16 protein-coding genes are annotated in these 14666 nt (G+C 45.2%); 15 read left to right on the plus strand and 1 reads right to left on the minus strand.

The window, feature by feature from the left end; all coding sequences use genetic code 11:
• Positions 1-72 precede the first annotated feature (72 nt).
• From BGK61_RS03175 to BGK61_RS03245, 15 genes are all read left to right on the plus strand, one after another.
• Positions 73-738: a response regulator gene (locus BGK61_RS03175; RefSeq protein ID WP_014975721.1), complete on the plus strand. Its 666-nt coding sequence runs from the start codon at positions 73-75 to the stop codon at positions 736-738.
• Position 739: 1 nt separating this feature from the next.
• The gene (locus BGK61_RS03180; RefSeq protein ID WP_076012130.1) at positions 740-2029 is read left to right on the plus strand and encodes a sensor histidine kinase; all 1290 of its coding nucleotides are present in this window, start codon (positions 740-742) and stop codon (positions 2027-2029) included.
• Positions 2013-2378 carry a cupredoxin domain-containing protein gene (locus BGK61_RS03185; protein WP_039219674.1) on the plus strand — a complete coding sequence of 122 codons (366 nt, stop codon included), beginning with the start codon at positions 2013-2015 and terminating at the stop codon, positions 2376-2378. Before BGK61_RS03180 ends, BGK61_RS03185 begins: the two co-directional genes overlap by 17 nt.
• A complete protein-coding gene (locus tag BGK61_RS03190; RefSeq protein WP_076012131.1) occupies positions 2368-3132 on the plus strand; it encodes an FTR1 family iron permease in 765 nt (254 codons plus the stop codon). The genes BGK61_RS03185 and BGK61_RS03190 overlap by 11 nt, the downstream gene beginning before the upstream one ends.
• Positions 3129-3830 (plus strand): hypothetical protein, encoded by a 702-nt coding sequence (locus tag BGK61_RS03195; RefSeq protein ID WP_014975717.1) that lies wholly within the window; start codon positions 3129-3131, stop codon positions 3828-3830. Before BGK61_RS03190 ends, BGK61_RS03195 begins: the two co-directional genes overlap by 4 nt.
• A 90-nt stretch (positions 3831-3920) precedes the next feature.
• Positions 3921-4658: a glycosyltransferase family 2 protein gene (locus tag BGK61_RS03200; protein WP_076012132.1), complete on the plus strand. Its 738-nt coding sequence runs from the start codon at positions 3921-3923 to the stop codon at positions 4656-4658.
• The gene (locus BGK61_RS03205; RefSeq protein WP_076012133.1) at positions 4648-5325 is read left to right on the plus strand and encodes a TVP38/TMEM64 family protein; all 678 of its coding nucleotides are present in this window, start codon (positions 4648-4650) and stop codon (positions 5323-5325) included. Before BGK61_RS03200 ends, BGK61_RS03205 begins: the two co-directional genes overlap by 11 nt.
• Positions 5322-7133, plus strand: a complete 1812-nt coding sequence (locus BGK61_RS03210; RefSeq protein ID WP_076012134.1) for an ArnT family glycosyltransferase — start codon at positions 5322-5324, stop codon at positions 7131-7133. Before BGK61_RS03205 ends, BGK61_RS03210 begins: the two co-directional genes overlap by 4 nt.
• 116 nt (positions 7134-7249) lie before the next feature.
• Positions 7250-7993, plus strand: a complete 744-nt coding sequence (locus BGK61_RS03215) for a thermostable hemolysin (RefSeq protein ID WP_076012135.1) — start codon at positions 7250-7252, stop codon at positions 7991-7993.
• Positions 7983-9497, plus strand: coding sequence for an AMP-binding protein (locus BGK61_RS03220; protein WP_076012136.1), 1515 nt, complete (start codon positions 7983-7985; stop codon positions 9495-9497). The genes BGK61_RS03215 and BGK61_RS03220 overlap by 11 nt, the downstream gene beginning before the upstream one ends.
• Positions 9498-9500: 3 nt before the next feature.
• Complete coding sequence (locus BGK61_RS03225; RefSeq protein ID WP_014997371.1) at positions 9501-10172, plus strand: iron-containing redox enzyme family protein; 672 nt, start codon at positions 9501-9503, stop codon at positions 10170-10172.
• Between the two features lie 65 nt (positions 10173-10237).
• Entirely contained in the window at positions 10238-11083 is an 846-nt protein-coding gene (locus BGK61_RS03230; RefSeq protein WP_076012137.1) for an SDR family oxidoreductase, read from the plus strand.
• 15 nt (positions 11084-11098) lie between these two features.
• Entirely contained in the window at positions 11099-11800 is a 702-nt protein-coding gene (locus BGK61_RS03235) for a tetratricopeptide repeat protein (RefSeq protein WP_014997369.1), read from the plus strand.
• A gap of 188 nt (positions 11801-11988) precedes the next feature.
• Complete coding sequence (locus BGK61_RS03240) at positions 11989-12636, plus strand: tetratricopeptide repeat protein (protein WP_076012138.1); 648 nt, start codon at positions 11989-11991, stop codon at positions 12634-12636.
• Between the two features lie 207 nt (positions 12637-12843).
• Complete coding sequence (locus tag BGK61_RS03245; RefSeq protein WP_083648699.1) at positions 12844-14010, plus strand: hydroxymethylglutaryl-CoA reductase; 1167 nt, start codon at positions 12844-12846, stop codon at positions 14008-14010.
• A gap of 91 nt (positions 14011-14101) precedes the next feature.
• Here the strand turns inward: BGK61_RS03245 and BGK61_RS03250 are convergent, their stop codons facing one another.
• The gene (locus tag BGK61_RS03250) at positions 14102-14470 is read right to left on the minus strand and encodes a YbaN family protein (RefSeq protein ID WP_076012140.1); all 369 of its coding nucleotides are present in this window, start codon (positions 14468-14470) and stop codon (positions 14102-14104) included.
• Positions 14471-14666: the final 196 nt, after the last annotated feature.

Raw genomic sequence — 14666 nt, forward strand, 5'->3', positions numbered from 1 at the left:
CACTAAGCACTTAAGGTTTTCTTAAGGTCTCTCGTTTAGTGTTTTGATTTGTTTTTTATCAATGAGTTTTTTATGCGTGTACTGCTCGTAGAGGACGATAGGCCGTTGTCTGACGCCCTCGCCCTTTCACTAAAGAATGCCAACTTTACGGTAGACTGTGTTTATTCAGGCGCAGATGCCCTTGCAACGCTTCGAGCGGGCCAAAGTGACATTGTCATTCTTGACTTGGGTTTACCCGACACAGATGGCCTCGACGTACTAAAATCTATTCGAAAGAAAAACGCAACGCTTCCTGTGTTGATCTTAACTGCACGGGATAAAACGCTAGACAAAATCTCTGGCTTAGATGCAGGCGCCGACGACTACTTACCTAAACCGTTTGAAATAGAAGAACTGTTAGCTAGGATTAGAGTACTTGAGCGTCGTCTGAGCACAGCATCTCACACCATTGTTAGCGTTAAGAATGTTAGCCTTGATACTGCCCATCATACGCTTACTATCGACAATCAAAACGTTCACTTACCTCGACGTGAACTCATGCTACTAAAAGCGCTTATTGAAAACGCAGGGCGCATACTGAGTAAAGATCAGCTGGAAAATAAACTTTATGAGTGGGGAGAGGAAGTGGCAAGCAACACAATAGAAGTACACGTGAGTAATTTGCGAAAGAAAATGCCTCCTGAGTTTATTAAGACTATTCGAGGCGTCGGTTATTGCATTTCAAAATCGGGGGAGTGAATTGTCTTCAATTCGCCGCTTTCTAATTCTTACACTGATCAGCGCGCTTGTTTTAGTGATATTTAGTGCAGCACTTAAAGGCTACCGCGCAACGCTGGATATATCGAATACCTTGTTAGATAACGAGTTAGTTGAGCTATCCCGCGCAATCTCATACGTAGATAGCGGCACCCGCACACAGCAACAGACACTTTTCTTCCAGGTATGGAAACAAGGTAAGCTGGCCAGCTCATCTACTGATGCGTTAAGCACGCCATTAACTAGCTTCTCCGAGGGCTTTTCTGAAGTAAACGCACTGGGTACACGCTGGCGGGTACATACCCGGTTTAACCCGAATAATGATAGCTGGTATATGGTGGCTCAACCCGTAAGTAGTCGCTTCACTTTAACTGACTCGCTAACTGTAGCCGCCATCACCCCTTTTATAATTAGTGTGCCTATTCTTGCACTCATTCTCTTTTTTGGCATAACTTGGGGACTATCGCCGTTAAAACACCTATCAAAACTCCTTGCCAGCCGACAGGGTAATGATTTTTCTACCATTGCGTTATCCCGTGAGCCCAGTGAACTTAGCCCTGTTGTTACTACGTTAAACACTATGTTCACGCGACTGAATTCAGCGTTCGAACGAGAGCAGCAATTCGCATCAAACGCGGCGCATGAGCTTAGAACTCCGCTCAGCGTGATGAAAATAAACATTCACAATATAGCGAACGAGTTAGGTGAAAAAGGCCACGTATTGGCTCCGCTCAAAACAGACACTGACAGAATGATCCACGCGGTAAATCAATTCCTTTTGCTTACTCGCACCAGCCCAGAAACGTTTGCAGATCAGCGAGAACCTGTAAATGTGCACGTGGTCGCGCAAGAGGTAATTGGTGACCTATACGGCGCTATTGAAAATAAAAACCAAGAAATAGCACTGGAAGGAGAAGAGGCCTGGTTGCTAAGTTCTCAATTTGTCCTTTACACCTTGCTTCAGAACTTAGTGAGCAATGCGAGTAAATACTCTCCTAGCGGTGCACAAATAATAATTAGGATTGAACGACGGAAAGACGAGCTTATTTTAAGCGTCTGCGATTCTGGGCCTGGCATCCCTGCTGACCAGCGCGCTGTCGTGCTAAATCGGTTCAAAAGAGCATCTAACAGCTCCCCTCATTCGGGAAGCGGCTTGGGGCTAGCCATTGTAGAACAAATCGTTGTATTACACGGTGCTGAGCTCTCTTTAGATGAAAGTTCGCTCGGGGGATTAGAAGTTAGGGTGGCATTTTTCAATGACTACATACTCTAAGATTTCTTTATTCTGCTTTTCAGCCCTTTGTGCTTTTTATACGCCCCTTGCGTTCGCTTTACCTGAAGTAGTGGTGGAAATTAAAGAGCACTTATTCTTTCCTCAGGAAGTGATTGTGCCTGCAGGGCAAAAAGTAAAGCTAACCTTTGTCAATTTCGATGATACTCCCGAAGAAATAGATAGCTTTTCTTTGAACAGAGAAAAAGTGATATTTGCGAAAAGCCGAGGGACCATCTTTATTGGCCCATTAAAAGCCGGTGAGTATCCTTTTTTTGGCGAGTTTCATCCTAATAGCGCCGTAGGAAAGGTAATAGTTAAAAACAAAGAGGACACGCTGGATGCTAATTAATACTGTCGTTCTCTTCTTGCGTGACACCTTGCCCATATTCCTGCTCATTAGTGTATTGCTGGCGCTGCCGCGTGTGTCTACGCTTGCCGTTGCGTGGCGGGTGTTGCTGCTGGTATTGCTCGCTATATTTACCTACCCCCAGCTAGGGCTGGTATCGCAGCTATCAGAAGGCGCCGGATTTGAGTATCTCAAATCAATACTGTTTTTTATTGCGTGGTTGGGTATGTGCCTCGTTGTACTTTTGCCGTCACGTATCTCGAATAGGTTCAGTCTAGGCCTCACCCTGCTAGTAATAGGTATTGGCTTACCCAATTCGCTGCACTTTTTAGTTTATTTTGTTTCCGAGTTATCACGTAATAGTGATAGTACGTTATTGCTCTTGGGCACTATCATTGGTTTGGGTATAAGTATTAGCATCGCTATTCTACTTAATATTTTGCTCACCCACTTTGTTAGCAAGCGAGCAACATACTTTTTTGCAACCACATTTGTGGCAGCTCAAACCGCTAATATCGCATTATTATTGGAACAAACTGACACCTTCCCATCGCCAAGGCAGCTATGGGATAGCAGCACAATAATTAGCGACAATAGCGAATATGGTCATCTTCTGAATTCTCTCGTTGGCTATGAGGCTACGCCCTCGACGAGCTATTTATTGGTGTTTTTCTTCGCACTTATCGTGCCTAATTTAATTGCTTTCTTTTCTTCAAAAAAGAGATTCTCTGATGAAATTCAGGAGGTCGCACAGTGAGACGTTTTCTCCTTACTGCTATCGCATTATGCGCCGTATTTTCAAGTAACGGTTATGCAGATAATTTTACCGTAGATAAGGTTTATCACCCTTATGTATTACCCTTTGAACGTGAGTTTGAGTGGCGACTTACCTCAAGACAAAATGACGATGGCAATGTTTTAATGCAGCGCTTCTCTTTCGGCCATGCACTTTCAGAGTTTATGATCCTTGAGACATATCTTGTCGGTGCGCGGGATGAAAATGAAGATTTTGGCTTAGAAAGCTACGAAGTAGAGTTACGCTGGATGATGACTGAACAAGGGCGATACTGGGCTGACTGGGCAACGCTGTTTGAGCTGGAAAAGCAGCACAATACCGATGACTGGGAAGTTAAAGCGGGGATATTAACAGAAAAAGAATTTGGCCAATTCAGTTTAACAACTAACGTTAGCTTGGTGTACGAGTGGGGTCAAACTGTTGAGAATGAATGGGAAAGCGAATTTAAAGCCAAGTTTAGGTATCGCTGGATCCCTGAAGTACAACCTGGATTGGAAGTGTATGTAGCAGAGGACTTTATCGGGGTTGGTCCAGCATTCATGGGTATAAAACGCTTTGACCGACAGAAACAGCTAAAATGGGAACTGGGCTTCATTGCTGGACTAAATGGTGACAGTAAAGATCACACACTTCGCATGTCGTTGGAATACGAATTTTAATGGAAGTTTGCACTTTAGCGCCTAACTTAAGCTTTCCTTAAGGTTCAACATTTAAAGTGCACGTCATTCGATGATTTACCAAATATTCTTATGCACCAGTTTGACGTCAGCGTTGTTTTACCTGCTAAAAATGAAGCCAAAAACCTTTCTGCTTTGTTACGAGAAATTGCAGAAGTGGTTCCAAGTACAACAACAGAAATTATTGTTGTTGATGACGGTAGCAGCGACGACTCCCTATCCTTGCTGCATAACCTTTCAAGCACCTTGCCGGTAAGTTGTCGTGTCATCGTCCACCCTATGAGCTGCGGTCAAAGCACTTCGGTTTTTCACGGCGTTTTACAGGCAAAAGGCAAGTGGATCATCACCCTAGATGCTGATGGGCAAAACGATCCTGCTGATGTACCGCGACTGATTCGCGCAGCTAAAGAGACTAATGCAGCGCACTTCTGCGTTATCGGACATCGTAAAAAGCGAAAAGATACCCCGTGGAAGCGATTTCAGTCTAAAGTTGCCAATCGTGTTCGCCAGTGGATCCTACAGGACGACACACCAGACACGGGCTGTGGCTTGAAACTCCTCCCAAGAAGTACCTTTTTACTTTTGCCCTACTTCGACCATATGCACCGATATATTCCCGCTTTAACCAAAAGGCTTGGGGGAGAAGTGGTATGTGTATCGGTTAATCATCGCGCGCGCTTAGAAGGTAAATCAAATTACACAGCGTGGAATCGTGGCTGGGCAGGGATCATCGATATGCTTGGCGTCAGATGGCTAATGTACAGAAATAAGCTTAATCACATTGCCAGCGGAATTGGTCATGAAGACTAATATTCGCCGCCTGAAAAGATTCATACAGTTTTTCATCGGGGCAGCAAGCATCGCGCTTGTCTGCTATGTGTCGCTTGAGGTCACTGGTGAAGTATGGAAGCACGGTGATGATACAGATTGGTTGAATGCCTATATTTCAAATCTAAATTGGCAATCGCTGTGCATGATACTGAGTGGTTGTGTTGTACTTTTAACCATGGGTTTTCCCCGTCAGGCTGTCAGTTTTTTTTGCGGAGTGGGCTTTGGCGCATTGCAGGGAGGATTAATTGCCTTGTTGCTAACGGTATTGTCTGCATGCATAGCCTACGCATTAGCAAATGGCCCTCTGCGCTCACTTGCCGTCCGTCTTTTAGGTACAAAATTAAAGCCTGTTGAAAACAAACTGGCCAAGCGAAGTTTTCGCAATGTGCTAATTGTTCGTTTATTCCCTGTTGGCTCCAACCTAATCACAAACGCCGTCGCAGGTGTGCTAAGCGTTCCGTTTGTCCCGTTTATTGCTGCAAGTGCAATCGGCTTTGCGCCTCAAACTTTTTTGTTTACCTTGCTTGGAAGCGGTTCTCGATTTGTCAGCTCCCTCGAACAGCCTTTACAAATTGGTGGCTTAATCATTAGCCTTCTTCTACTTCTATCCTTATCAGGCATTTCTCGTAGGAGTGAGCCGTCGTGAGGCTTGTGCTTAATTCAAATAGCCATGCATCTACCCTGTTCTTTTTTGCCTGTGCTCTGATATTTGTTGGTCTGGGTTTAAGAGATGCTTGGCCACCCGATGAGCCTCGATTCGCATTGGTCGCAAAAGAGATGGTGAACAGCGGACAGTGGCTTGTGCCCATGCGCGGTGGCGAAATTTATCCAGACAAGCCCCCTGTGTTTATGTGGTGTATTGCCTTCTTTTACCTTATAACGGGTAGCCTGAAGGTGGCTATGCTCCTGCCTAACGCTATCGCAAGCCTTGTCACGTTGGGGTTAACCTACAAGCTATCGCTAAGACTTGCCAATGAAAGAGCGGCAATGTTGAGTATGCTCGTACTTCTACTGAGCCCTCAGTTTCTTATTCAAGCCAAATTCGCTCAAATAGATGCCCTTGTCGCCTGCTTTATCTGGATTGGCGTCTACGGACTCATTCAGCACTTTTATGTGCATGTTAATTGGCGGTGGTACTTTGCAGCATGGTTCTTTATGGGGCTTGGGATCATAACCAAAGGCGTTGGCTTTTTACCTGTTCTTTTATTTATCCCCATTGTATTTTTCGCATTTACCAACGGCTTACATCGCGGCAAGTGGTCATTGCGCATGTTGTTTGGCCCCTTAATCATGCTATCAGTTGTGGCGATGTGGCTTGCACCTCTGCTTTATCTTGGTTTGATAAAACAAGAGCCTCAAATACAACAATACTTGTCGAATATTTTGTTTAAACAAACCGCTGAGCGATATGCCAATGCCTGGCACCACATAGAGCCGTGGTATTACTATATTGTTGAAGTTATCCCTGTGTTTTGGATAGCTCCAATTGGCATACTTGTATCAAAAGCTAAGTCGTTAAAAGATGTACTTACTCACAACCCCGCTTACTCATCGCTGTTTATATGGGTAATGTTGGTTGTCATTTTCTTTAGTATCAGCCCAGGTAAACGTGGTGTTTATGTTCTACCGGCACTGCCTGCGTTGAGTATGGTTGCAGGTCTGGTACTTGCGAATTCAACTGTATCAAGAGGGTTGGTGCTATTTGCGCGCGCAGTTACTTCGTTAATCTCTGCCGTTTTATTGATTGCTGGCTTAGCACTGCTATTTCACGAGCCCACCGCTGTTAAGCTGATGACGCGTTTTGACAGCGACAGCGAAACCCTTGTTCGTTTAAGCATTGTATTACTTGTACTCGGTTTCGCTGGGCTTTGTACTCATATTGTCTACTATGTTTACAATAAAAAGCGTAACGCAGGGGATGGAGAATTACTCGCCCGCCAATTACTGGCATGGCTTTTCATTTTAACTGTAATTCCTTCCACATTCGGTGCATGGCTGCTAAACAACTACCGTACTCCCCGTATAGTCCTTCAAAGTGCAGAAAGCCAAATAAGTAATATGTTGACGAAGGATTTAACTGCCTTCGAGGTAGGGATAGTCAGCTTTAAAGAACAGTATTTGCTTTATTCACCCTTTAAAATGGCTCATTTTGGTTACCATACCCCTAAAGAAGTAGAAAACGGTACAGCGTGGGCTTGGTTGACCGATACTTCCGAGCCTTACCGCGAGCAGACAAAGATTTCAGGCCAGCGGGTTAGACCGCCAATACGTCAACGCTTTTTGTTAGTTCCAAGTGACTACAAATTTCAATGTGTAGACTTATCACAAGCCACCTCACTGGGTGTAGCCCACCGTGACGAATGGTTATTGCTTCCTGCCACTGCAGCGAACGTTACCTGTGATTTACCAGCTAACGGCCCAGTTTTTAATAGCTATGACGGCTCAAGCGATTAATTAGCTTGGGCGTTCTTAACATTTTGGGCTGACATTTATAAAAGTTTTTCCCCCTTAAGGTTCTCTTAAGGTCTCGCGTAAATACTCATAACATCGCAAAACCAATGAGCATGTTTATGAGTCACGTTTTAGCTTCTGTTCCAACCCAGGTTGCTAGTCAGCAATCTGCGATTGTCTCAAAGGAAAAGCCCGCTATAACCTTTATCGCGGCAAAACATGGACATAATGCCCGCCGCCGTATTGAAGCGTTTATAGCGAGTGGTTTTAAAGCTCGCTACAACGCACGAGTGACTTCCTTTATGCCTATGCTGTTTGCTCTTGACGCTAAGGGAGTTAAAGCCGCCGCAGGCGCAAGATTTGCCGCCTATGATGGTCAGTATAATTCTCTTTTTATAGAGCAATACCTTAACACTTCGGTAGAAACTGCCCTCACCTTACAAGGGATAACCGTAAACAGAGCGCATATTGCTGAAGTTGGTAACCTTTTTAGCAGTGCATCGCGCTATACCCTCCCCTTGTTATTTGCCCTGTTCTTCGTTTTAAAACGATGTGGTAGCAAATATCTGGTTTTCAGTGCGACCTCACAGCTCACCTCTTTACTCATGGGCGCGGGTATTCAACTCCTCCCCCTTGTTAAAGCCGATGCGTCAAAACTTAAAGGGAATAGCGATGATTGGGGCACCTATTATGACACCGCTCCTCAGGTTACTGCCCTGTCGCTAAATCACGTAACCCAACACATCATTGGCTGCCCTGAACTTAATGCTCATTACCAACGTGCAATTGAGCTTATTTCCGCAAATGTGGATGCGTTAACGCAAAATATCTGCACAAAAAAGGAAACAGCGTATGTTGCTTAATCAGTATATAAACGGGCACGACGATGACGTTGCGCTGAAATGCAAAGACGGTTCAATGACTTACCGCGCCCTTATGAGCGCCGTCGAGAACCTCGCAAGCTGGATAACAAACCACAATGCCGAGAGGGTCGGCATTGCCTTTGACAATAGCTTTGCATGGGTGATTGCTGATTTAGCCTGCCAACAGGCTAACGTTTGCTGCGTCCCCGTTCCGCTATTTTTTAGCGCTTCCCAACAAGAACATGTATTAAATGAGAGCCAGTGTCACTTTTTATTGACCAATCGCGGTGGTGAACTAAGTGAATGGAGTGAGTCACCGGCTGTTCTTGATAGCGAAAACGACATTGTCGCTCATCCACTCAAACATGACTCTCGTGTATACACACCTGTAGGAACCAATAAAATAACCTTTACTTCTGGCTCTACGGGCTCACCGAAAGGCGTGTGCCTGTCAACTGAATCGCAATGGAAAGTTGCCCATTCTATTGAGCGCGCTGTTCAACCAGAAATAGTGAACCACCTGTGTTTATTGCCATTGTCTACCCTACTTGAAAATATTGCAGGTGTTTACGCCCCTCTGTACCACGGCGGCACGGTTTATTTAGCCACAGCATCTGAGCGCGGATTTCAAGGAAGCAAACTCGTCAATCCAAACGCACTGCTGTCACTGATAGACCGCGTTCAACCATCGTCTGTGATTTTGGTGCCCGACTTGCTAATGGTGCTAGTACAGGCATGTAATCAGGGCTGGACACCACCTTCATCACTAATGTTCATTGCTGTTGGCGGTGCGCATGTAGCGCCCACTTTGCTGGCGCAAGCTCAAGCGAAGGGACTACCAGTTTTTGAAGGTTATGGCTTATCTGAAGCGGTATCAGTATCAACATTGAACACGCCCAATTGCAATACGATGGGCAGTGCCGGAAAAACGCTTGGTCATAATCAACTGCACATCGAAGAGGGTGAAGTCGTAGTTACAGGCAACCACTTTCTGGGCTATCTGAATCAACCTTCCTCATTTTATCCGACCCAGGTCAGAACCGGCGATTTAGGCGTCTTTTCTGACAACACACTTACGCTGAATGGGCGTATAAAAAACATAATGGTGAACAGCTTTGGCAGAAACGTATCGCCAGAGTGGATTGAATCTTTATTGCTGGGAACGGGACTGTTTAGGCAGGCTTTGGTGTATTGCGAAGCTAAACCCTACTGTGTCGCGCTCCTCGTACCCGCTTCCAATACTATTTCTAATACACAGATTCAAAGCGCCCTTGCGCTTATCAATAAGCAGTTACCTGACTATGCGCAAGTTGTTAGTTTCGCCACCATCGGTCTTTGCACGCCAGAAAACCAACTGCTTACCCCAACGGGAAAACTGAAGCGTGACGCAATAATTGCCCGCTATGCGACTGACTTAGACATGCTCTACCAGGGCCAAGACCAACACCAGTACAGCGTTCAAAGTACAACAGCATTTTCTTCTCAATTTGTTATCAAGGACTAATTTATGAATTTCTATCAGCAACTTCAAAGCAACACCGAACATGCCAGACAGTCATTTTTACAGGCGCCGATTATACAACGCTGCTTTAACGGTGATTTTAACCTGAACGACTATATTGCCTTTCTTCAACAGGCTTATCATCACGTTAAGTTTACTGTTCCCCTGCTTATGGCTACAGGTGCCAAACTCAACGAAGATAAGGAATGGCTAAGAGAAGCAATTGGTGAATACATTGAAGAAGAAATGGGTCACCAAGAGTGGATCCTTAACGACCTTGCAACCTGTGGCGTTGATAAAGAACAGGCGAGGAAAAGTCAGCCTGCACCCGCCACCGAATTAATGGTTGCCTATGCTTTTGATGCAATAGCACGCAAAAGCCCACTGTATTTCTTCGGCATGGTATTCGTTTTAGAGGGCACAAGTATTGCGCTTGCCGACGCGGCTGCAAAACAAATCAAAGACAAGTTATCTCTGCCTAAATCAGCGTTTAAATACCTTACCTCTCACGGTGCGCTAGACCAAGAGCACATTGTTTTCTTTGAAGGGCTTATGAACAAAATTACTGACCCCAAAGAGCAGCAAATGATCATTCACAGCGCGAACATGTTTTATCGCTTATACGGAGATATCTTTCGCGAATTAACACCTGAACACGGCTTGGAACAGGTTGCTTGAATTCAAGGGTTTACTTCTGGTGCTTATGCGCCGAGGTAAATTGCTAACACGTAAAGGTAAATACAATGAATATTCAGTGGCGTAATCAAGTGGTACTTCTTACAGGTGCAACTGGCGGTATTGGTCAAGCAATAGCCAAGGCGCTTGATGAAAAAGGTGCGCACATTATCCTAACTGGCAGAAGTAAGGCAAAGCTCGAACAGCTGCAACAAAATTTAACCCTTCATCATACTGCCATTGTGGCTGACATTACGTCAGATGAAGGCAGAGATAGAGTAGTAAGTGCCTGCCAACGACTTCCTTTAAGTATTCTGGTTAACAATGCTGGCATTACCTATGTGGGCGAGTTTGAGGGCACCCCAATCGAGTCAATTGTGTCGACAAATATGCTGGCTCCGATGCTACTAACCCAACGCCTACTGCCGTTACTCGAACGTAGACCGTCTGCGCACGTCGTGAATGTAGGCTCAGCTTTTGGAAGCATAGGTTTTGCTGCGCACGGAACCTACTGCGCAACAAAATTCGCTTTGAAAGGCTGGACGGAAGCGATGCACAGAGAATTCAGCGATAGCAAAATTAAATTTCACTATCTAGCGCCACGCGCAACGCGTACCGATATAAATGACGAACGCGCTAATGCGCTAAATGAGGCATTGGGCAACCAGACAGACGAGCCTGATGCAGTAGCGCAAGCATTCATTAAACAGTTAGAAAACAATTTGCCAAGGGTCGCGCTCGGACGTGCTGAACGCTTTTTTGCCAAGCTTAACGCGCTAGTTCCCAGTGTTGTTGACAATGCGCTGGCAAATAAACTCCCAACAATTAAACGCTATGCCTTTCAAAAAACGCAATCGCAAGACAAACAGACCAGCGCTCAAAACGATACCCGCCTAGGTAACAAGCTGGTTTAACACGAGGACATTATTATGAAGAAATTAACCACGCTTAGCTCCACGGTAATTCTGGGACTCGGTCTGGCATTAAGTCACACTGCTATGGCTCAAGCTAACGAAGTCACAGAAAGTACAGCGCCGACATCAGCCTTAAGCGAAACGGCTACCAGCCCTTTAAAGATACTTCAGCATCAATGGGCACATATTAACTATGAACTTGATGATGCAGAAAAGGAAAAAGCATTCGTCGCCCTTATTAATACCGCTAAATCTTTCGTAAAGGCAGAGCCCAATAACCCTGAGTTATTGATTTGGCAAGGCATAATTCAATCCAGTACAGCCGGTGCCAAAGGGGGACTTGGTGCTCTGGACTACGCAAAGGATGCTCGTAAGAGTTTCGAACATGCAATGCGACTAGATGAAAATGCACTCTCGGGCTCAGCGATGACCAGTCTAGGCGTACTGTACCATAAGCTTCCGGGTTGGCCTATTAGCTTTGGTAACGACAAAAAAGCTGAGAAATTGCTGAAGCATGCACTTGAAATAAACCCTGACGGGATAGACCCCAACTATTTCTACGCCGAGTACTTGTTCGATAATGGAAAATACGAGCAAGCGCTCAAGTTTGCCAAGAAAGCGCTCGACGCCCCAGCGCGCGCAGATCGTCCTATTGCAGATTCAGGTCGCAAAAGAGAGATCGCTTTATTGGAAGCGAAGATAGCGAGAAAAAGTTAGTCACCCCAAAGGTATACAGGGAAAGGCAATGCTCTTATTGCCTTTCCATTTTCAACAAGTATTAGATTTTCGCTGCAAATACCGTTAGATTAGCCGCCGATTCAACGATAATTCATGAAATTACTAACAATTTCGTCGAGTTATCTCGTTTATTCCTAACTACCTCTATCTTATAAAGGCGACTTTTCATGCAGAAAAAGAATTTCTTCTCTCCTTTTCTATTCATCCTTATTACTACGTTGTCGATATCTACGGTTCATGCAAGCCCCCCTGATTTACTACCGTTACAACACGCGTGGGCAAAAGCGAACTATGAGCTTGAAGGTGAAGCCCAATTAGAGGCATTTTCTACATTGATAGCGCAGGCGAAAGTGTTAGTCGAGCAATCAGAAAATAGCGCTGAAGCACTGACCTGGCTAGCTATCTCTCAATCAAGCACTGCAAGTGCGAAAGGCGGTTTAGGTGCCCTGGACTTTGCTGAAAGTGCGAAGGAAAACTTAGAACGTGCCATTGAAAAAGAGGAAGCGGTATTAGAGGGGACGGCACTCACTGTATTAGCGGCACTTTATCATAAAGTACCAGGCTGGCCAGTTAGCTTTGGAAGCGATAAGAAGGCAAAACAATTATTTAAGCGCGCATTGGAAATTAACCCAAAAGCTATGGACCAAAACTTCTTTTATGCTGAGTTTCTTTTCGACGATGGTGAATACGAAGAAGCCCAAGGGTTTTTAATCCGTGCTCAAAACGCGCCTGAAAAAGCCAACCGCCCTCTAGCCGATAAAAAACGCAGAGAAGAGATTGCTATACTTCAGGCAAAATTGGATAAAAAAGCATAGTATCATTTGCTTTATGCGGGGCTATCGCGCGTCGCAAATGAGTTCGAAATAAGCAATATCCCCGCTTTTTGCGTGTAGAAAGGAGAATTTAACGCCTTTCTAAATAAAAAGCGCATACATAGGTGGCACTTATCCTCATGTATAAATTGTAAACAGTTCTCATTCGGTATCAGCACTCCTATTATGAAAGAAAAAAGGAGTGGCCCAATGCCTAAAATCCCACGTTCCTCAGACAACGACTATACCCAAGAGATGAGCCGAACACGCCGCGAGTTTATTGCGCGCGAAACCGGCACTCAGCTAAATCACTTAGGACACTATTCTATACCGCCTGAAACTTTGTCGGGAAACATAGAAAACTTCGCCGGTGTTGCACAGGTGCCTATTGGCTTCGCAGGGCCAATGCTAGTGAATGGAGAGCACGCCAAAGGTGAGTTCTACGTTCCAATGGCAACAACAGAGGGCACCTTGACCGCCAGCTACAGTAGAGGCATGCGCTTAACAAGAGAGGCTGGGGGCATAACTACCACAGTCATTGATGATGCCATGCAGCGAGCGCCTATGTTCGCGTTTTCTAACGCAAGAGAAGCCCTCGACTTTGGCAAATGGGTTGAGCAAAACTTTGAAGCCATCAAACGCGCCAGTGATAACACCACCAGCGTGGGCAAACTAAGGGATATCGAGCAGTACGCTGCGTCTAAGCTTCGCTGGCTAAGATTCAATTTCACCTGCGGCGATGCGGCTGGTCAGAACATGGTAAGTAAAGCCACTAAAGCGGGTTGTGAGTGGATACAAGCGAACTACCCACGCCCTATCGAGCACTTTGTACTGGCCGCTAATCTTGATACCGATAAAAAGCACTCTCACTTAAACTCGCTGCATACCCGCGGAAAGCGCGTTGTAGCAGAAATCACCCTGCCAAAAAAACTTATGACGGACATTATGCATTGCCCGCCAGAAGCATTATTTAAACAGCGCCAGTATTCAAATATGGGCGCACTAATGGCAGGTAGTGTTAATAACGGTGCCCACTTCGCTAACGGCATCACCGCCATGTTTATCGCTTGCGGGCAAGATGTCGCTAATGTGGCGGAGTCGTCGGCGGGGTTTACTTACGCTGAAATTACGCCAAATGGAGACTACTACTTCTCTGTGACTATTCCATCGTTAATCGTTGCTACATACGGTGGTGGAACCGGTTTAGCGACACAAAACGAATGTTTAAGCGTACTTGGCTGCACAGAAAGGGGCAGCGTAAATAAGTTTGCGGAAATTGTCGCTGCGACCGTATTGTGTGGCGATCTCTCGCTAGGTTCTGCAGTCGTCGCAGACGAATGGGTAAGCAGTCACGAGCGACTGGGTAGAAACCGTTAAAGGTTTTTAAACCTGTCACCTAACGCTTAGCAATGCAGTTCGAATAAACTGTGCGCTACTGCCGAAGGTAACTAAATTCTGTATAGAGAAATTATACAGCAGGTATGCTGGGGCGCGTAACAACAAAGTACGCGCCTATTCCCATAAATAGACCTATGCCTATGTAAGCTGGAATAGGCATTGATGCGAACAGGCAAACCAGAATAAAGCTCACCAACATACTGCAACACGCTATGCATTTCACTTTTTTCGAAATTGCACCATGTTTTCGCCACGCAACAAGACTGGGGCCATATTTAGGGTGTTGAAGTAACCAGCTTTCAAGGCGTGGTGAAGATTGAGTAAAACAAAAAAGCGCACCTATCAAAAAAACAGTTGTTGGCATTACCGGCAAGAATGCGCCAATAATACCTAGAAGGGTAAAAAACAACCCGAGTGATAAATACAGTACTTTTTTCATGAAATACCAACGCCCAATGCTAGCCGATTCCTTGGTAGGTGCTGTGACCACACACCCGCTGAACACTTTTCCGAAGTGCTAAATTTATACAGTCATTTTAGATAGTATGGATCTATGTAGCCTTGTTATAAATCAAACCTACCTTTTAACCATACGCCAAAATAACTAGGTTTCCACCTTCATTGGTCTAAATTTG

Origin of the sequence: Alteromonas abrolhosensis (genome assembly GCF_001953635.1) — a bacterium.
GTDB lineage: Bacteria > Pseudomonadota > Gammaproteobacteria > Enterobacterales > Alteromonadaceae > Alteromonas > Alteromonas abrolhosensis.